11 protein-coding genes are annotated in these 19,960 nt (G+C 47.2%); 4 read left to right on the top strand and 7 right to left on the bottom strand.

Features of this window, described 5'->3' with window-relative positions:
- Positions 1 to 104: 104 nt before the first annotated feature.
- Complete coding sequence (locus QUB16_RS21060; RefSeq protein ID WP_333319066.1) at positions 105 to 2,336, bottom strand: beta-propeller domain-containing protein; 2,232 nt, start codon at positions 2,334 to 2,336, stop codon at positions 105 to 107.
- Between the two features lie 706 nt (positions 2,337 to 3,042).
- Between QUB16_RS21060 and QUB16_RS21055 the strand changes: the two genes are divergently transcribed.
- Entirely contained in the window at positions 3,043 to 3,558 is a 516-nt protein-coding gene (locus QUB16_RS21055) for a phycobiliprotein lyase (protein WP_333140287.1), read from the top strand.
- A 137-nt stretch (positions 3,559 to 3,695) separates the two neighbouring features.
- Here the strand turns inward: QUB16_RS21055 and QUB16_RS21050 are convergent, their stop codons facing one another.
- The 4 genes from QUB16_RS21050 to QUB16_RS21035 all read right to left on the bottom strand — a co-directional run bounded on the left by QUB16_RS21050 (position 3,696) and on the right by QUB16_RS21035 (position 9,749).
- Positions 3,696 to 4,367 (bottom strand): hypothetical protein, encoded by a 672-nt coding sequence (locus QUB16_RS21050; protein WP_333319064.1) that lies wholly within the window; start codon positions 4,365 to 4,367, stop codon positions 3,696 to 3,698.
- Positions 4,368 to 4,477: 110 nt separating this feature from the next.
- Positions 4,478 to 7,009, bottom strand: a complete 2,532-nt coding sequence (locus tag QUB16_RS21045; RefSeq protein WP_333319062.1) for a DUF3769 domain-containing protein — start codon at positions 7,007 to 7,009, stop codon at positions 4,478 to 4,480.
- Positions 7,010 to 7,316: 307 nt separating this feature from the next.
- Positions 7,317 to 7,433 (bottom strand): photosystem II reaction center protein I, encoded by a 117-nt coding sequence (locus tag QUB16_RS21040; RefSeq protein ID WP_039887172.1) that lies wholly within the window; start codon positions 7,431 to 7,433, stop codon positions 7,317 to 7,319.
- A gap of 318 nt (positions 7,434 to 7,751) precedes the next feature.
- Complete coding sequence (locus QUB16_RS21035) at positions 7,752 to 9,749, bottom strand: hypothetical protein (protein WP_333319060.1); 1,998 nt, start codon at positions 9,747 to 9,749, stop codon at positions 7,752 to 7,754.
- A 341-nt stretch (positions 9,750 to 10,090) separates the two neighbouring features.
- Here QUB16_RS21035 and QUB16_RS21030 point away from each other — a divergent pair, with 341 nt between their 5' ends.
- Positions 10,091 to 14,194, top strand: coding sequence for an alpha-mannosidase (locus tag QUB16_RS21030; protein ID WP_333319059.1), 4,104 nt, complete (start codon positions 10,091 to 10,093; stop codon positions 14,192 to 14,194).
- Between the two features lie 86 nt (positions 14,195 to 14,280).
- On the opposite strand, the gene QUB16_RS21025 is transcribed toward QUB16_RS21030, so the two are convergent.
- Both QUB16_RS21025 and QUB16_RS21020 read right to left on the bottom strand, forming a co-directional pair.
- On the bottom strand, positions 14,281 to 14,868 hold the full coding sequence (locus QUB16_RS21025) for a cytochrome b (protein ID WP_333319057.1): 588 nt from the start codon (positions 14,866 to 14,868) through the stop codon (positions 14,281 to 14,283).
- Between the two features lie 288 nt (positions 14,869 to 15,156).
- Positions 15,157 to 15,351 (bottom strand): hypothetical protein, encoded by a 195-nt coding sequence (locus QUB16_RS21020; RefSeq protein WP_333319055.1) that lies wholly within the window; start codon positions 15,349 to 15,351, stop codon positions 15,157 to 15,159.
- 297 nt (positions 15,352 to 15,648) lie between these two features.
- Here QUB16_RS21020 and QUB16_RS21015 point away from each other — a divergent pair, with 297 nt between their 5' ends.
- On the top strand, positions 15,649 to 19,602 hold the full coding sequence (locus tag QUB16_RS21015; RefSeq protein WP_333319053.1) for a PAS domain S-box protein: 3,954 nt from the start codon (positions 15,649 to 15,651) through the stop codon (positions 19,600 to 19,602).
- A 43-nt stretch (positions 19,603 to 19,645) separates the two neighbouring features.
- Positions 19,646 to 19,774, top strand: a complete 129-nt coding sequence (locus QUB16_RS21010) for a hypothetical protein (protein WP_333319051.1) — start codon at positions 19,646 to 19,648, stop codon at positions 19,772 to 19,774.
- Positions 19,775 to 19,960 lie beyond the last annotated feature (186 nt).

Raw genomic sequence — 19,960 nt, 5'->3', positions numbered from 1 at the left:
TAGATTGGGGAAAAGAGCGATCGCACTTTTAAATTTTAGCAAAAGTGCGATCGGCATAATGACTAATAACTAAGGACTAATGACTAATGACTAATGACTAATGACTATTTCCCCTCTTCCAACCTCAAAAAATGCACCTGTCCCGAAGCTTCCGCCACCACGATTGTCACCCCATCAGGTGCAATAGCGCAAGCTTTCAAAGCACTATCTCCCCTGAAACTAGCAACTACTTCTCGACTTAACAAATCCCAAACTTTGAGAGTATTGTCGTCCGAAACAGAAATTGCCCTATTTCCCACAGCCGCCACAGATGTTACCGCATCGTCATGACCTGCCAAAGTAAAAACTTCTTTTCTACTTGACAAATTCCAAACTTTCAGATTGTTTTCCCGCCCTCCTGAAATCGCCCATTTGCCATCCGCCGTAACTGCCACAGCATTCACAAAACTCTCATGACCTTTGAGAGTGAAGAGTAGATTTTTGACGGCTAAATTCCATAAAATTGCCAAAATATTCTTTTCTTTCCCCAAACTCCAAACTTTCAGAGTTTTGTCGCCGGAAGCCGAAATAACCCGCTTGCTGTCGGGAGTAACTGCCACAGCTTTTATCCCGTCCTCATGACCTGAAAAAGTAAAAAGTTCCTCTCCTGTTTCTAGATTCCAAACTTTAATAGTTTTGTCTCCCGAACCGGAAATCGCCATCGTTCCGTCTGCCGTCACTGCCACAGAATTTACCCAGTCTGTATGACCCGTAAAAGTAAAGATTTCCTTTCCGGTTTCTATATCCCAAACTTTCACAGTTTTGTCGCCGGAACCCGAAACTACTCGCTTGCTATCCGGTGTAATTGCGATCGCTTTTACCCAATCTTGATGTCCCGAAATAGTTAAAATTTCCTGTCCGTTTTGGAGATTCCAGACTTTAATGCTGTTGTCTCCTGAACCTGAAATTGCTTTTGTACCGTCTGCCGTCACTGCTACAGCATTTACCCAGTCATCGTGACCTGCAAATGATAAATTTTCTTTGCCTACTTCTAAGTGCCAAACTTTGAGAGTTTTGTCAGAGGAACCAGAAACTATCCGCTGGCCGTCGGGGGTAACAGCCACAGCATTCACTGGGGCGATGTGATTGGTAAAAGTGAAAAGTTCTTCTTTTGTTTCCAGATTCCAAACTTTCAGCGTTTTGTCGCCGGAAGCGGAAATTACCCGTTTGCCGTCGGGACTGACTGCCACAGCTTGAACGAAACTGCTGTGTTTTCCTAAAGTAAAAAGTTGCTTTCTTTCTGACAAACTCCAGACTTGAACAGTTCCGTCGTAACTGCCGGAAATTATTTGTTCGCCGTCGGGAGTAACGGCTACACTTTTTACCCAGTCTGCATGACCCGTGAGAGTAAAAAGTTCTTTTCCGGTTTCTAAGTTCCAGACTTTTATGCTGTTGTCGCCTGACCCGGAAATTAACCGTTTGCTATCAGGAGTTACTGCTACGGACTGGACAAAACTGCTGTGACCTTTGAAGTTAAAAGTTACTTCCCTGCTTGTCAAATCCCAAACTTTAATACTGCCATCCCAAGAACCAGAAATTACTCGCTTGCCGTCGGGAGTTACTGCTACTGCTTCTACGGCAAAAGTATCGCCGGCAAAAGTAAATATTTCTTGTCCCGTTTCTAAATCCCAAATTTTAATGGTATTGTCCCAAGAACCGGAAATTACTTTAGTACCGTCGGGGGTGACAGCTACAGCATTGACGTAGGTAAGATGACCTTTGAGGGTGAAAAGTTCTTCTCCTGTTTCTAAGTGCCAAATTTTGAGAGTGTGGTCGGAGGACGCAGAAATTGCCCGCTTGCCGTCGGGGGTAATTGCTACACCTTGTACCCAGTCTGTATGTCCGGTGAGGGTACGCAACAATCTCCCGCCGGGAGGGGTAAAGCTGGGCGTTAGCGGTCGCAGCCAGGGGGTTGTTTGGTGTTGTGTCTGTGCTAGCAGGGCTTGAATTTCTGGACTTTCAAAGCGCATCAAGCGGGCTATTAGTTGGGGGGCTAGTTGGCTTTTATCTGCGGCTAGAATGTGGGCAGACAGCCGAATTGCTTCTTGGATTAATTTGAGTTGGTCGGCTTTTTGATCTGAGATAATAATATCGGGACTTGTTGCTAAATCGTAATCTTCTATTAGCGCCTGTATTCCCGATGCTGACAGCTTGGCTTTTATAAAATTGTAATCTGTTAGTAAGCTGTATAATTTTTCGGAGTCTGAAGTCGCTGCTAGGTGACTTGGCAGGGTTCCCAGGTAGTGCGTCTGTTCTGCGGGCTGCATTTTATCCAGCCCTTGTTTAAACTCGGTCATAAATTTACGGATGTGTTCTTTAAATGTATGCGATCGCTAGCTGCACCCTACCGAAAAGCCCGATCGAGAATCTTTTCTCTTAGACTTAGCATGACATATTTGAATGCTATGTGCTATGGGCTTGCTGTCCTCGGTTTGGTGATGGTTCGATGAATTGCTTGTTTTTTAGTCGGAGTCTGCTTTGAGAATTTTCAAGCAGTGCGATTACAATAAATCGCCACCAATATAATTAAACTCAGCAACGCCCAATTTACATATCGATCGACAAAAGCTCAGATATATCGTTGCTTTTCTTAACATAGCTGGTATTGGGGCGAGGATGGTCGATAGAGAAACACTCTCAAAGCTAAAAATTTTCAGCTATCGCAATCCTATTTAAAGTGCGAAAAAGACTTTTTATAACGAAATATGATGGCGGATGCTCTAATTTTCTGTCAAGTCGGCCGCATCAGCGAGCCAGATGTCCCCCTGGTTGGGTTTCGTACCTCAACAGCATTTGCAATCTGTTTCGCCCAAAGCTCTCAGAAAGCTTTGCAGGTGCGCCCCCTTCCTCTAAAATATAGAAAAGGACTTGCACTCTTAAACCGGGTTTCTAGACAAAATCATTGGTTTGGCCGCTAGTACGCAGGAAGAAACCGGGTTTCTGACTCCATAGCGCGCAAGTCACGATCGCAAATAAAGCAGTATTGACTTAGAGACAAATTTCATGGATGTTATCGAGTTTTTCGAGTTAAGTGCAGGTAAATGGTTTTCTCAGCGTACCGTACACAATCTCAATTCTGGGGAATTGCAGGCGGGTAAATCCGACCTCAAAATAGAAATACTGACAGCTAGCGATGCAGCAGTCGTCAAACTTTGCCAACAACACTCGATTAACCCGGATTCAACTAAGCTAACTAGCGTTCGGATTAGTTGGGACGGTATTCCCGATCGCGACAAAGCTAAACAAATCGGTTCTACAATACTAGCGATCGTACCAAATCCCGACAATCCAAGCGTTGGCAAAGTGTTGCAAGACAAGGGTAACAGCCGCTACGTGATGGGCGACGACGTGCTGACATTGATTACAGAATCAGACACCCTCCATGCGGAAGAAAGGCTGTGGTATCTCATGCCCAATTTGCGGCTGCGGACTAGCGTTGTTAAGCAAGCTAACGGTACGGAACAAGCTTCTTTTTGTTCGGAAATTCGGATGGGAGTAAGTGCCCCAAATGAAAAGTGAAAAATAACTATCTATAGCGGTTCTCAAGCGTTGTGAGGTATGGGGGCTTTGTCCTATGCCCACGGAGGCCTATGCCCACGGAGGCCTATGCCCTACGATCGCCTCATGTTACTGAGAAAGGCTATAGTTCCCAAAGTTTACACTCTATTTCTGCTTTCTCCCTTCTTTCTTCGGCCTTCTCTGGCAATGGCTTTTAACTTGGTATGAAAATCAGTGTGTTTGACAACTGGGAATGATTTTGCCACAGGTTTGTCAGCTAATTTTTGCTCGGCTTCGGCTCGATCGGCGAGGGCGGTAACAGCCACATCTTCATATACTACAAATTCTGTATTTTCTTTTGTGCGATCGTCGGCTGCGGGCAATTTTCCTGTTTCCTGGGCCTCTGTGTTCGCGGCTTCTGCATGAAGCGCCACATCAAGTTGCGCCTCTGACGGCAATCGCAAATCTAACTCGGCGACACCAACTTGCGATTCCGGGTTGGAGAAAAGTATATCCTCCGGCGGCAGTTGAGCACCACTTTCCCCGGTTAAATTTTGAGGAAAATTGTTGCAGACCAAGCGTTCAAACTCGCGATTGAAATGATAGAGAGGTTCACCTATCCGGTGCCACATACTCAATAGCTGTCCCACAGAAACAGCCTTGTAGCGGCCTTGATAAAGCGCTTCAACCACTGCTAAACGCAGCCAATAGCCGGGATACTTGGTTAGCCATTCACCCGCCAATTTCTCGGCTTTTTTGCCACCTAGGTCAAAACCGTAGTGAACCAGCAGAGCCGCTGCTTGTGCAGATATTGCGGTCACTTCTGTCATGTGTTGTCTGTTGACTGTTGACTGTTGACTGTTTTCTGTTGACTGTTTTCTGTTGGTTCCAAATTCCCAATGACCAATTCCCAATGACCAATTCCCAATGACCAATTGAATTAATCGGATAAACGCACTCCTCCTTCTACAGTTCGCGCGTCCCCGGAAAAAGGTTGGGGAGTCCCATTCCAGTTGAAGTCGCTAATTCTAAAAGTCAGGCTGCCGACTTGACGCTCAGGGTTAAAACGCAAAATAATTGCGTAGCTGCGGCGGCTGTATTCTAAGGTGTAATTCGTACTGATTGTTTCCGCACTTTCTAAATTAATAGCACTTTGAAATCCAACTCGAAAGCCTCCGTAAACTTGCTGGACAAGCCCAAAAGACAGGACTCTCAAATCTACTAAGCGATCGAATAAAAACGGCGAGATACCGTCGCGCCCCACCTGGGTATAAGTCACGTTAAACCCAGTGTAATCGAGGAAAGGGCGGGAGAAATGACCGAACTGCCCTTGAATGCCGACGCTGCCGGCGAGGGAATTTTGTCGATCGCCACTGCTGTAATAAGTACCAACTCCCCGGAGTCCCAAGGCCAGTTGCAAGAAAGGAACCACCGGCGACCGCGTATACCTCAAACCCTGGGTGGGAGTGCGGGGCAGCGGTTCGCCCTCCCACAAGCTGAAGCTGCGGCTCAAGGCAAAGCTGAGTTGGGAACGGCCCAGATCGATGCGGTTGTTTTCCCGCACTGGTTCGAGCAAGTCTGGTCGATCGGTGTCAGCATTGATAAATTGATAACCAGCTTGGTAGCTGAGATTGAGGCCGGTGCGTCCGAGTGGGATGACTGGGGAAGTGAGGACGGCCCCCAGGCTACTCTGGACGGTTTGATAGCCCAGAGAACCGTTAAACAGCCGATCGCGATAACTGTATTCTGCGGCCAGAGTGTGAGTGCCGATCGACTGTCGCAGGCGCAAATTGCCCCGAAAGCTGTTTTCCGGCAAATTCGGGAAATTTTCAAAACTCAGAAAGATTGCCGATCCGTCCAGGCTGGTGCGCGGGCCCAGACTAGCGCCCAACCTCGCTTTCAGCCCGTAGCTATCGGGAAAAAACGGATTGCCACCGTGCTTTTCCACAACCCGCTGCAGGTAAATTTGGGGTGTCAGAGTCAGCCGCACCGGCCCATTTTGCAACACCTCAAAACCGCACTCGGCATACAAACCGCCGCGCTCGCCTCCGTCGTAGCCAAAGGTCAAACACGGGCCGTTTTGCTGCCTGCTGTCAAACACTTGCCGGCGGGGATACACGGGTATTTTCACCCGGTTGTCGAACACCAAGCGCGGTTTAGTTGTGACCAATTCCTCAGCCGTGGGCGAAATCCTTCTAATCGTCGCCCTCCGGGCCCTGTATTCAAATTCCGGGGGGGAAAACGGGTCGTTAGTAAGCCGAATGTTGGTTGCTACCCTCGCGCCGTCTGGCAGCAGTTCGATGCGTTCTGCTTCAAAGCGGATGCGGTTGACCGCGCCGACCACTTGGGGGGCTGCTAGCTGTCCGCCGCCGCCGATAGTCACTGTAGCTGCGCCGGGGGATCTGACTCGGCGCAGGGGCTGCTGGCTGGTAATTCGATCGCTCAGCGGCTGTTCGAGAATCGTCCCGGCACTGATATCCGTCGGCAGTGTTGGAGTCAATTCGCTACCTGCTGCGGGCAGGAATATTTCGCCCCTGGCTTGTTCGACTGCGCCGCTGTTGAGGCCGAGATTGAACTCCATCCGCTGGCCGCGTACTACTTGTTGGCCGCGGGTATAGGCGACATTGCCGGATGCTACCACTTGGCGGGTGACTAAGTTGACGATCGCCCGATCGGCATCAATCACAGTTTGCCGGAACCGCACGACGACATTACCAACCGCCGTGACAATTTGCTGCTTATCGTCGAATTCTTGGCTGTCGGCCTTAACTTCGATAGTATCGGCCGGAGTCACCGGAAAAGGCACCGTCCGCCCAGAAGGGGCGGTGCGGACTCCCGGCGGCGCGGCTGGTTTAGGTTTCGGTGTCGGCGCAGCGGGGGTTCTGGGTGCGGGGGTGGTTGCTGGTGCGGGAATCTCGAACTCCTGTTGCCCGCTGGGTGCTGGTTCTAGCGCGGGTTCGGGAACGGGAATCTCCGCAGGTTGGGGTGAGTTATCTTCTAACTGCCGGCCTTGGGCCTGATACCAACTTTCCTGCTTTCCTACAAGATTTCTCTCCTGTTTTCTCTGGGCCTCTGCGGTTCGTTCCCGATTCCGAATGGCAATGGCATTTTCTACTGAACCCAATTGGTAAGCTGTAAACGAGGAATCTTTCGGAGTTTCTGCTGTTTGGCGTTCTCCCACAGGGGCATGACCCTGAAATCCCAGAACTGCGTCGCCGCTTTCGACTTCCGCTAGGGGGTCGGCGATTTCTGGAGGCTGGTCGGTGGCTGGGGTAGTGCCGAGGAGTGTGGCTGCGGGTTCTGCTGGGGCTGGTGTGGGTTCTGGCTGAACGATATCTGGGCTTGGTTCCGGTATTTCTGCGGGGTTGCTGCGGGTGTCTCCATCGCCGGCCGCGACAGTGAGGGCGACTTTTTTTTGCTTTGCGATGTAGATGATGGCAGAGGGTTCGGGCGGCGGTACCGGATAGGGCATAGTTACAACAGGTAAGTCATCCGATTTTAGATTTTAGATTTTAGATTTTAGATTTTAGATTTTATAGGGTGCAAATTATTGAATATTTTGCATCTAAAAGGCAACTTTTTAGAGATTAATCTGACATCTGAAATTTGCAGTGGCTTTGGCGCGCCGGAATAGGGCTGATTTGAGAACTTGCTTCCGCCACAAGATAACCTCGCTGCTGGTGCGAGGTCAAGTTTTTTTCGACTAATTTTTGCGGGTTTGCGGGCTTGCTGGGGGGCTGCGGTGGCGTGCCCCTCAGCAAGCGGCCGAGATAACTTGTTTATTCCATGTCTCTGCGGTTGGGGTTCCGCGCTGGGTCATTGGACAAAAATCCAAATATGAACAGGGAAACAAAAAATAAAACAACTACATTAACGACGATTTTGAGGGTTAGCACTGTGGGAGTCTCCAAAGATGGCTTGACAGTCCTCAGCCTGAAGGCGTGAGGATTCTTAATACATTACTGCCTTAATACCCCTATTTCTAGGGTTCCCAGGCTGACCACGTTTGCACCTAAGTGCGTAGTCATATCTCCTCTGTGAATGTTTTGGGCGTAGACTTTCCCCCAGTCCGGGGGTAGGTTTTTAAATCTTGTCTGATGTGGCCATTCTACTATATTCATTTGTTTAAATCAATGTGTTAGATTAGTTAACATTAGAAAAAGCCGTCAAGCGAAGGACGGGGTTTTAAACCAAATTATCCGAGCGGCTAAAGATTAGTCAATTTTCTCTTTGCTTTTGAGGATTTTTGGCAAGTTGATTTTTGCCCAATTCCAGAGTTGCTCGGCGATGTTTTCTAGCCGCAGCATGACTCGATCGAGCCATTCGAGCACTTGTTCTAGGGGGTGCTTAATGTATCCCATCGATTCTGCTTTTGTTTCTAAGTATTCGTCTTCGGGTTGGACGCCTGCGCTGTGATTTTTGGGTTCGGCTGCGGCGGGGGTTGCGGGGGTTGCGGGGGTGTATCTGCGGGTTGGCGCGGTGATTGCTGCTGGGGATTGGTTGTTTTGTCGGCTGTTCGGGTTTGTGTTTTTTGGCACTTGGGTTTCCGGCGCGCGCCCTGGGGTTGATTCTGCTGCGAGTGCAGAGCTATTTTTTTGAGTAACTGCTAAATCAGATAAATCCGATGCTGTTTGGGGTTGACTTTTTGGGCTTTTTGTGAGCAAGCTCTGTTTTAGCTGCCCCAGCAGGCGGTGAAGTGCTTCGGGGTAAGGGGATATTGAGACTGCGGTCGATCGACCTTCTGGCAATTCTCCTACTTCTGCAATTTGCTGCTTGACTTTTGGGCTGGTTTGTGATATTAGGCTTTGAGCTTTTGCCTCTGGTTCGGAACTGCCGTCGATTAAATGCTGCGGTGGTGCTTCCCCGAATAAGTCTTGCCAGTTCAGCCACGGTCGATCGACCTCTGGGCTTTTTTGCGTATTTTTTTCCTCTTCTAGCTGTTGTAAATAATACTTAATTGAGATAGATTTCTCCGTATTATCACTGGCTGCTGTTTCTTTGCCGAGGAGGTGGTCTACTGACGACCAAATAATTCCTTCGATGTTTCGCGCGTATTTTTCCAGGATTTCGCGGGCGGAAAAATCTAAATTGCCGTCTGTGCCGGATGTATTAATTTTTACTCCGGGGATTTCTGTTGGTGCGGCGGTTGTTTTTAGCGCTGGCGGTAGGGTTAATTCCTCGATGTTGACGGCGGCGCGATCGAGTAATGTAACAAAGGAGAGAGGATTGCTGACTAGACGATCGAACTTGCTGTTAAAATTAGTTTCTAGTTTTGGGGTATTGTGGTCGATCGAATTCGATGCAGCAATTGACTGCTGTGCGGTGTGTGCTTCGATCTGCGCGCGGGCTTTTTGGACTAGGATGGCATTGCGGTCGATCGATTTTTTAACTGCGAGGATTGATTCTCCAAACTGATTTCTTTTGAGGGCAACCGGACTCGTCTGAAGCCATGCCATCAATTCCCAAAAACGACGCACCGGCGGCAACTGCGCTTTTTTGGCAGCCGATTCCAAACCGAGATTAAATTTTAATTCTTTTTGGGTAATTTCCCGCCGTTCGGGCCCGCTGTTGGCAATTTCCCAAGTTATGCGACCTTCGAGCATTTCCTGCTGTTGGGGTGTCAAAATATCTAATATCTGATTTTCTTTTCCCACCAATACTAAAGTGCGGGCTGGGATAAAACTGGCAATTCCCTCAACTTTCGCTTGCGGTTTTAATTGAGTTTTAGCAAGCGGGTTTTCTAAGACGGAAGTTGTTTGATGCTTGGCGATTTGTCCGCTAAAATTTACGGCCGGGTGTAAATTGTTAGCAGTATTTCCCTGGTTTATTAACAGCGGGAAGCTGGCTAAAGTTTTCGCGGTTTGCGACGAGGTTAGTAAATTTTCGGCGAGGTGCAAAATTTCGGCGATCGAACTTTCGTCGGAAGTTTCCCCCTGATACCAATTTTGTTGCCCATCGGGATTTTCGTCACCGCCAAATTCTTGCAGTTCCGGTAAATCTACTTTTTGACTTGATGCCCGCAACTGTCGGCCCAGCATTCGGGAACTTTGCACCAGCAAATAAGCTGGATAAAGCAGAATTTGGGTGGCGGTGAGAGTTGTTTCTTTAATTTGACGCCAAGTTCGATCGCAATTGTCGGCCACTTGACGGGACTGTTTCGATATAAAATTTAATAGTCGGCTTTGGTATGGGCCGTAGTAACCGTTGGACATAAGTTTAATTCTTGAATTCAGATTTTTGATTCGCGCCGGAATTGCTGAATTTGCTGTAAAATCAAAGCGATATCTTAATCGAAGCTTCAAACCCTCTGAAACCTTTATTTCTTCGCGTCCTACCCTTCGGGAACGGCTTCGCCGAACGCGTCTTCGCGGTTCGATATAAGATATTGCACCAATGTCAATAAGCCTTTTACTGACTGCAGGATGCCCACCCCTACTCCCCACAAGAAAATTCACTCTTTGTGGAACAGGCATCTTGCCTGTTCTTGAGAATAGTGCAAGATGTGAGTTCAATCCGATCTTTGATTAATACACAATTCCTATTTTAGCGAAATATGAGCGCTTCTGTGTCACCTGCTAGCAACAATATTTCTGCCACTGTCGAAAAGTTGCGCCGCCTCAGCCAAGTGGAGGTTCAGTCTGGTTGGAGGTACTGCGATTCTGACTCGGCTGTCTCTTCGGTAAATATTTGTAACAGCCCCGTTGCCGAACTTAACGGGAAAGGACATATTGCTTGGCCGTCTGGGAAGCAAGTTTTGTATTTGGGCCAGCAATTTGTAATTCCTGACAATTTGCACGGCTATCCTGTGGTTGGTTTGCGGTTGCTGCTGGGCTTGACTTGGTGGGCAGAAGATGCTCAAATTTTTGTCAACGGCGAGTTAGTCGGACGGGGAGATTTATTTGATTTTGCCGATCGAGTTTTGTTGAGTTCGTCGGCTAATCCCGGAGATGAATTTTTAGTAATTTTGCGGTTGGTAAGTCCGGGTCACGATAACGGTGCTTTAGTGCGATCGATTTGTTTGTACGAAGCTGCTGACTCTTCTTGTTTCGATCCGGGTTTTGTGGCTGCGGAATTAGAGATTTTGCAAAATTCGCTAACTCAAAATTTAGAAAGGGAAAATTCCCAATACCTCCCCACCGAAATAATAGCAAATCGCCCCAGGTTTGTCAAGGGGGAAATGCTGAAATCTGAGATTGATTTGGCGCTTGGTTTGATTGATTGGTCGGCGGTGGGCGATCGCGAAAAGTTCGATCGCTCGCTGTCTGTTTTGCGGCACAATTTATTGGGATATCTGCGGGCTTTTTTGGGGTATTTAGATGAGGGAACCGCAGACATGAACAGGCGGGACGCCTGTTCCACAGAGGGAACAGAGGGAGGAAGAGGGGATGAGGTTTTTGATGTTGGAGAAAATAGCGATGCTACATCTATATATATAGGAGAAAGTGGTGAGCTGACATCTTTTTCTGGGGATTTAGATGAGGGAACCGCAGAGGCCGCAGAGGCCGCAGAGGGAGGAAGAAGGGAGGAAGTTTCGGAGGTGGGAGAAAATAGCGATGCTACATCTATATATATAGGAGAAATTGGTGAACTGACATCTTTTTCTGGGGATTTAGATGAGGGAAGCGCAGAGGCCGCAGAGGCCGCAGAGGGAGGAAGAAGGGATGAGGTTTTTGAGGTGGGAGAAAATAGCGATGCTACATCTATATATATAGGAGAAAGTGGTGCTCTGACATCTTTTTCTGGGGATTTAGATGAGGGAACCGCAGAGGCCACAGAGGCCGCAGAGGGAGGAAGAAGGGATGAGGTTTTTGAGGTGGGAGAAAATAGCAATGCTACATCTATATATATAGGAGAAAGTGGCGACCTGACATCTATATATACAGGTAAAATCTATTTGCTGGGTCACGCTCATTTAGACTTAGCTTGGCTGTGGCCTGTCCCGGAAACTTGGGAAGCGGCCAAGCGAACTTTTGAGTCGGTATTGAAATTGCAATCGGAGTTTCCCGATTTGATTTTCTGTCATTCTACTCCGGCGCTTTATGCTTGGATGGAAGAACATCGACCGGATTTATTTGCTGCGATTAAAAAACAGGTGGCGGCGGGTTGCTGGGAAGTTGTCGGCGGGATGTGGGTAGAACCGGATTTAAACTTGATTTCTGCTGAATCAATGGTGAGGCAAGTTTTTTACGGCCAGCGTTATGCAAAAGAAAAATTTGGGGAATTGATGCGGGTAGCTTGGCTACCGGATACTTTCGGTTTTGGGTGGCAATTACCTCAGATTTTGCGGCAAGGTGGAGTTGATTATTTTGTGACGCAAAAGTTGCGGTGGAATGATTCAACGGAATTTCCGCACGGTGCGTTTTGGTGGGAAGGGTTGGACGGTACTAAAATATTTAGTATGATGTCTCCTCCCATTGGTGAAGGCATAGAATCTGTGAAAATGGCAAGTTATGCTTTTGACTGGCAAGTTAAGACTGGTTTGCAAGATGCTCTTTGGTTGCCTGGGGTTGGCGACCACGGCGGTGGCCCGACTCGTGATATGTTGGAGGTGGCGAAACGCTGGAAAATGTCGCCTTTTTTCCCGAAGTTGGAGTTTGCGAAAGCGGTTGATTATTTGTCTTTGATTGAGGGTCAGTTTTTGCCTGAAGTTGCGGAAAGTTCGCAGGAAAGCGATGTGGCCAAACCGGATAATCAGGAGATTTTGCGGGCGCAAGAATTGTCCAATTTGTCGGCAATTTCCGCAACTAAGCCAGAAAGCGATGTTTCAGAATCGGACAATCAGGAAAATTTGCCAGTTGTCGAAACCGTCGGGAATTTGTCGGCGCGAGAATTTTCCAACTTGTCGGCAATTTCGGATGCAAATCCTCCCATCTCACAACTCAAAACTCTCCCCGTTTGGAAAGACGAACTTTATTTAGAATTCCACCGGGGTTGCTACACGACTCGCGCCGACCAAAAACGCCAAAACCGCCGCTGCGAAGAATTGCTCTACCAAGCGGAGTTGCTGTCTTCGCTGGCCACTATTTGTACTGGTGCGGTTTATCCGAAATCTGAGTTAGAATCAGCTTGGAAACAAATTTTGTTTAACCAGTTTCACGATATTTTGCCCGGTTCTGCGATCGCCCAAGTCTACGCGGATGCTAATCTAGCCTTTGCCGAGGTCGATCGCACTTGTCGCGAAATTCTGCTAAAATCTTTGGATGCAATCTCGGCTCAAATTTCTCTTTCTTCCCCTCCTGCGCCCGACACTCAACCGATTTTGATTTTCAATACTCTCAATTGGGATCGCTCTGAGATTGTCGCTGTACCGCTTCCCGATGCTGCTGATTCAGCTTGGCAAATTTACGACTTGTCCCGACGGCGACTGGCTTCGCAGATTGTCAGGGGCGATCGACCGCAATCGCACTCTACACTGTTATTTTGGGCAAATAATATCCCCGCCGTTGGCTACCAGGTGTTTTGGCTGTGTCGCGAAGACGCTCAAACTGTTGATAATGCGTCCGCGAGTCCAGAAACCGAAAAAAAGACAGAGTTATCGAAACTTACATACGGTATAGCACAAAAAAACACAGCTTGTCAAGAAACGCATTTTGCAACCGCACAAATGGTTCTAGAAAATGAATTTATTCGGGCAACTGTAGACGGCCAAACTGGGGATTTATCCAGCATTTGGGATAAAGTAAATAACCGAGAAGTCCTGAATGCAGCAGGCGGCAATCAACTGCAAGCATTTCAAGACAGCGGCCAATATTGGGATGCTTGGAACATTGACCCAAATTATGAAAAACATCAACTACCAGCGCCGATACTCAAAGATATTTGTTGGGTAGAGCGGGGGGAATTACGGCAGAGTTTGCGCGTAGTCCGACAAATTGGCAAGTCGGAGTTTTGCCAAGATTATATAGTAGAAATAGGTTCGCCGCTGCTGAAAATCAAGACAGTGGCAGATTGGCAAGAAAAGCACGTTTTAGTAAAAGCAGCCTTTGGGTTAAATGTAGAAGCAGATTTGGCAACTTGCGAAATTCCCGGCGGTGCGATCGCACGCACAACCAAGCCGCAAACACCCGCCGAAAAAGCCAAATGGGAAGTGCCGATTTTGCGCTGGACTGATATCAGCAATGACCGTTTTGGAGTGAGTTTGCTCAACGATTGTAAATACGGTTGCGACCTTCAACCAAATCAAATTCGCCTAACTTTGCTTCGGGGTTCGACTTGGCCGGACGAACAAGCAGATGTAGGAGTTTCGGAATTTACTTGTGCAGTCTATCCCCATGCTGGAAATTGGCAGGATGCCGGCACAGTTCGACAGGGGTACGAGTTGAATTTACCACTGCTAGTAAAGGTGTTACCCAAGTTAGAGAAAAATGGCCACAAGACTCTGCCCGCAGTTGGCAAGTTTTTGGATTTGTCCGCCGAAAATTTAGTGCTGATGGCTTTCAAACAATCGGAAGATGATTCTAATTTGTGGATTTTGCGGTGTTGCGAGTGTCACGGTGAAGAGGCGAAGTTGGAATTAAAAAGCGATTTGAGTTTGGCGATTAGTCAGCCTGTCGATTTATTAGAACAACCCATAAATTTGCCCCAAAAGTCAGACGATGGGACAAGTTTCACAATATCACCGTGGAAAATAGCGAGTTTTGCAGTCAATTTGTCATAAATAGTCCTGGACGCATCAACTAATTATGTACGGTGGGCAGCCTGCACCTTACCGCTACCAATGGAGAATAGTACCCCATCACAAATTTATCCAACCTTTTGAGACTTTGGGAACTTAGTGCTAACAAAATTTGTCAACCTACGCCAATTAGCTCTCACAACTTTCTTCTGCTCTAAAATATGCAAAATCACGAAGGCTAAAAATGTGTACGCCAGCCAAAAATGCAAACTCCTTCCCAGCTCAACCATTGCGGAATTCTGCGGAAAGACATCCGGCAAAACAAGGCCGAAAAATTTCACATTGTTACTTTTGAAAGAGTTAGAAAAAAAGAAACCACTAACCGGAACTAGCCACATAAAAACGTACAAAGTTGCGTGCAGAGCCAAATTTTTGTACCATTCCTTGGTAAACTTTGGCAGGCGTTTCGTATATTTTTTCGACCATACCCGGAGGAGAGTTAAAATCCGCCAAGTCAGCAAAGCCATTGTCAGCACGGCTACGGATTTGTGAAAATCGTAAAGGGGGCCTCGAATAAACAATTCTCTCGGCAATTGAGCCATAAACGTACCGGTAATAAACAGCACTAAATAGCAAGCTGACATTACCCAGTGTAAGGACATCAGTTGTTTGAACGCAGAATTAAGTCTGGGTTTCGCAGCGGGTTGGATACTCACTCTTTCTTACCTCCTTAGCGTTTGCTGCACAAGATTAAGTATAAACTATAGGACTAAAGCTCGTGGCCGATTGTGCATTATAAGATTTACTTAACTTAAGTATTATAAATATTTATTAAACAGTCTAATTAATTAGATTCACGATCGTCAATCGATTTTAGATTTTAGATTTTAGATTTTAGAGGCGACCCCACGGATAAATGCTCTTTCTTGAGAATTTTCGATTTTCGATTTTGGATTGATTCCACGGATAAATCACGTGGCGGGTACCACCTTTGAAATTCTTGGTCATTCCCAACACAAAACATCGTACTGGGGTCGATCGTCTCCCAAGCAGTTTTCAGGTCGAGTATCCCCAAAGCCACCGCACTCATATGACTCGATAATTGCAACCGCCGCCCGGTTCATCCGCCGCCCCGGCCAATATCCCCAACCGAATCCGAAGTAGGTCAGTCCCAATACTAGGTATTTGAGTGTTATCATATATACTTAAAATCAGTGATTGCCGGTTTTTTTTTATTGTCTAGGATGCTAAAAGTACAGACCGGGTAATTGCAGTTAAACCTGCTGGCATTGCAACTAGCGGGAAATATCGTCGGCAGACCGTGTACCAGCTACAAACAAACACAGTGGTTGCATTGGGAAGCGAAAATCAGGGTGCTGGACAAGTGGTAATTTTGTTACAATTTGTAACTTTTTTCAAACAACAGGTTTAATTTAGTTTCACAAAAAAGTTAAATTCCAGAAAGTAAAATTAATTACAGTCGAGTTAAGCTAAAAGTGTTTGCTAAAAAAAGTCATTCAAGCAACCCCGAAACCAACTATTCTCACTTGCTCGACACCGACGGCGAGTTCGCGGCAGCAAAACTTTCGTGCAGCCAACAAGTCGAACAAGATTGGTATGGAACTCTCTACGAGAATTTTCCGGGCATTTACTTCGTTCTCGACGCTTTGGGAAGAGTTTTTTCGCTCAATCAATTCGGCGCGTCTCGCCTTGCCTACAAATCGCAGGAATTAATTTGTCATTCAATCTTTAACATATTTTATTGCCAAGAGCAAGGCAAAATGCAGGCAGAATTTGCCGGATTGGCCCAGCCGGAAAACGGTACGCCAACTCCAAAAATTGCCTGTTGGGAAGGCTGCTTGACTTGCAAAGACGGCAGGATTATTAGGGTAAAAGCAACCGCGCGCGCCATGCCGGCGGTTGATTGGAAAATAGAGGAAAATACTAACGGTCGTTCAATTGCCAATTTCCAACGGCCGGCTGTACTGTTAGTTTGCGAAGAAATTAAGGCGGCTTCGCAGTCACCCACCTCGCCCAACCAGATAGCAAATTGGCGCAGTCCAACTTTAGCGATCGCAAAATTAGCCAAAAGTCAACTTAAAGAACGCCACAATATAGAAGGCTTCATCCGCGAAGTAACAGAAACCGCTGTTAGTATTGTCAACTGCGATCGAGCCAGTATTTGGCTGTATGGCGAAGACAAAACGCAGCTTCACTGCATCGACCTTTACGAACAAAATACTAAACTGCATTCCGTACAAATAATCATCACAGCATCCGACTGTCCGGCCTATTTTCAAGCTTTAAAATCGGCAAGTGCGATCGCAACATTGGCTGCAGAAAATGACCCCAGAACGCGAGAACTTGTCGGTCTTTATTTGCTCGATCGGGGTACGACTTCCCTGTTAAACGTACCGATTGTGCTAGCAGGTAAAATGGCGGGAATAGTCAGCGTTGAACGCCAGGGTTCCCACGGTGAGTGGACAGAAGAAGAACACGAATTTACCCAAATATTAGCAGATTTTGTATCCTCAAGTTTGTCAGCTAGCGAAAAGTTAAAATTAGAAGCAATGCGGCACGAACAGCAGCAAAACTTGCTGACCCAATACTACGATCAACTCGAAGAAAGAGTAGAAAGACGCACTGCTGAACTCAAAAAAGCTAACCAAAAACTGCAAAAAGAAATAATTAAAAGAAAACAAGCAGAAGCCGAACTACGCCTGCAGCAACAAGAACAGCAAATTATTTTTGATTCCGTGCCGGCGATGATTTGGCTCAAAGATACCGAAAGTCGCCTGCTGCGAATTAATCAAGCCGCCGCTGCATCGAGAGGTTTGCCCGCAGCTCAATTAGAAGGTAAATCTTTTTATGAAATCTATCCAGACGAAGCAGAGCAATATTATTTAGAAGATTTGGAAGTAATCAATTCCGGCGTTCCCAAGCAGGGGCAAGTCGAACTGCTACCAACAGTTTTGGGTCAAAAATGCTGGGTGCGGACGGATAAAATACCTTACCGCGATGAAACAGGTAAAGTTGCGGGCGTAATCGTGTTTGCAGTAGATATTACTGATTTAATTAGAGTCGAGAAAGAACTGCGAGAATATCGCGATCGCCTCGCACAAAAAGTAGAAAAACGTACTGCTATGTACAGGCAAGCCATGACCGCTTTGTACTCGGCAAATACGCAATTGCAACAGTTAATTAACAACCGCTATTCCTCTGGCGAAAATGGCAGCAGCCACTCAGCCGATCGCTTGCTCGAATGCGAAGCTTATTTTGAAGCAGTTGCCGTGGCTGACCGCGACACAATTTTGAGCGTCAGCAGCACTTTTGCGGAACTTTTCGGTTACGAACCTGCGGAAATGGTGGGAATGAGCTTGCTGGAACTACTGTCGCCGAAATCATACAAACAGGCGTCGCAAATGATTTCTGCAGCCAGCAATACAGTCTGTGAAACTATTTTTCTCAAGCGAGATGGAACTGCTTTTCCTGCTGACGTTCGCAGCAAATTCGTATTTTGGGAAGGTCGTTTAGTACAGGTGAAAGCAGTCCGAGACCTCACGGAACGCAAATTGCTCGCAGCAGAATTAGAGCGATCGCGCTCTCTGCTGCACGCTACCTTAGAAGCAACTGCAGACGGCATTCTAGCCGTTACTACCACCGGAGAAATGATTAGTTATAACGAAAAGTTAGTTCAAATGTGGGGAATTTATGAAGAAGTTAGAAACTCAATGGATAGAACGGTGCGGCTGGCATTCCTCACTAAGCAAGTTAAAGATCCGAGGGCTTTTTTGCAGAGAGTTAAAGAATTTTATAGCGATGCGGAGTCGGAAGGTTGCGATATTCTAGAATTTAAAGACGGCCGCACTTTTGAGCGCTACACGCAGCCGATTCGAGTCGGACAAAATATTATTGGCAGGGTGTGGCGCTTCCGCGATATTACCTCTCGCGAAAAGGTGACGGCAATGTTGGGAGATTCTCAAAGGCGCTTTCGGGCAATTTTTGATTCTTCTTTCCAATTTGTGAGCTTATTGAAACCGGACGGCACTCTGCTGGAAGCTAACCAAACTTCTCTGGATTTTGCGGGAATTAAGCTACGGGATGTTGCCAATAAACCGTTTTGGCGGTTGCCTTGGTGGGGAGATTCTGAGGAAGTTCAGGAACAGTTGCAAGAGGCGATTTCTCGATCGGCAAAAGGCGAATTTGTCCGCTATGAAGTGGAAGTTCAAGGTGTAAATCGGACGGCAACTGTTGATTTTTCTCTCAAACCGGTCGCCGATGAAACTGGCAAAATAGTCTTGTTACTGCCGGAAGGCCGGGACATTACTCAAAGTAAGCAAGCCCAAGTCGCGCTGCGGCAACAAATAGAACGGGAACGCCTGATCGCACAGATTCAATCGCGCATCCGTTCTTCTCTGGATCTCCAAGATATTCTCAACACTACAGTAGCGGAAGTGCGGGAGTTTTTGGTAACCGATCGCGTGCTGGTTTTCCGCTTCCGACCCGACTGGAACGGAGATGTGGTGGTGGAGTCGGTTGCAGAAGGATGGATGCCACTGAAGGGGATGGCAATTGACGATTGCTGTTTTGCCAATACTTACATCGGACAGTATTTAAAGGGTCGCATTCGCGCCGTAGAGAATATTCATGCTTCTAGTTTGACCGAGTGCCACATTAATTTTTTGGAGGCGTGTCAGGTGAAGGCAAATTTAGTGGTGCCGATTGTCCAAAAGGGAATAGAACCGAGGGAAGGCAACAGTTCTTGTCAAGTGCCGAAGTTGTGGGGTTTGCTGATTGCCCACCACTGTTCGGCACCCCGCCAGTGGCAGCAGTTTGACGTGGATTTGCTGAGTCAGTTGGGTACTCAAGTTGCGATCGCGATCGAACAATCTTTACTTTACCAGCAGCTAGCAGTGGCTAACCAGCGGTTGGACGGGTTGGCGAATTTGGACAGTCTGACTCAACTAGCTAACCGCCGCCGTTTTGACGAGGTGATCAATCGAGAATGGGAGCAGTCGAGCTCTTTGGAACCGCTATCTTTGATTATGTGCGACATTGACTGTTTTAAACTTTACAACGACAATTACGGCCACCAAGCCGGGGATGCTTGTTTGCAGCAAGTGGCGCGGGCGATCGGGGATGCTTGCACGAACGCACCCGCAGAACGCCTCTATTTGGCTGCTAGGTACGGCGGCGAGGAATTTGGGGTAATTTTGCCAAATACGGATATCGTGGCTGCACAGGCGATTGCGGAGGGAATCCGCAGCCGCGTCAAAGCTTTGGCAATTCCCCACATCAAGTCTGTTGTCAGTGATTCTGTGACTCTCAGCTTGGGAGTTGCGACGATTTCTGAAGGTCAAAATTCCCCGAAAATGTTGATTGAAGCTGCAGATAAGGCACTGTATCGGGCTAAGTCTGGCGGGCGCGATCGAGTGGCTATTAGTGATTAGTGAGTAGTCAGGTTATTTTAGATTTTAGATTTGGTAATTACTGATGAAGCTGCTGGTTTGGAGCTTGTCTGCAGTTGCATTCTTTTTTGAAACTGGTATTACTAAAAAAGCGATCGCCCTAACTGGCATAAAGTTAGTGCGATCGCGGTACTATGAATCAGCTATGTATTAATCAGACTCGGCGCAGAATTTTTACGCATTTCCACTGATTTTTTTACAAAACTTTACCGTGAGTAGCGTACCAATATCCAAAAACCACGTTTCTCTACCCGATCTCTCTTTTTTTGGATCGCGAATTAAATAACTTACAATTTTAATTGTTATTGTGGGATGGGCGTCCCGCCCGTCCAAAAAGGAC

Source organism: Microcoleus sp. D3_18a_C4, from assembly GCF_036702415.1.
Lineage (GTDB): Bacteria > Cyanobacteriota > Cyanobacteriia > Cyanobacteriales > Microcoleaceae > Microcoleus.
This window is presented reverse-complemented; position numbering and strand designations above follow the sequence as displayed.

Excerpts from the sequence above, each read along its gene's own strand:
- QUB16_RS21055 (WP_333140287.1), top strand. The coding sequence starts at position 3,043 with ATGGATGTTATCGAGTTTTTCGAGTTAAGTGCAGGTAAATGGTTTTCT.
- QUB16_RS21030 (WP_333319059.1), top strand. The coding sequence starts at position 10,091 with ATGAGCGCTTCTGTGTCACCTGCTAGCAACAATATTTCTGCCACTGTC.
- QUB16_RS21060 (WP_333319066.1), bottom strand. The coding sequence starts at position 2,336 with ATGACCGAGTTTAAACAAGGGCTGGATAAAATGCAGCCCGCAGAACAG.
- QUB16_RS21010 (WP_333319051.1), top strand. The coding sequence starts at position 19,646 with ATGAAGCTGCTGGTTTGGAGCTTGTCTGCAGTTGCATTCTTTTTTGAA.
- QUB16_RS21045 (WP_333319062.1), bottom strand. The coding sequence starts at position 7,009 with ATGCCCTATCCGGTACCGCCGCCCGAACCCTCTGCCATCATCTACATC.
- QUB16_RS21020 (WP_333319055.1), bottom strand. The coding sequence starts at position 15,351 with ATGATAACACTCAAATACCTAGTATTGGGACTGACCTACTTCGGATTC.
- QUB16_RS21035 (WP_333319060.1), bottom strand. The coding sequence starts at position 9,749 with ATGTCCAACGGTTACTACGGCCCATACCAAAGCCGACTATTAAATTTT.
- QUB16_RS21050 (WP_333319064.1), bottom strand. The coding sequence starts at position 4,367 with ATGACAGAAGTGACCGCAATATCTGCACAAGCAGCGGCTCTGCTGGTT.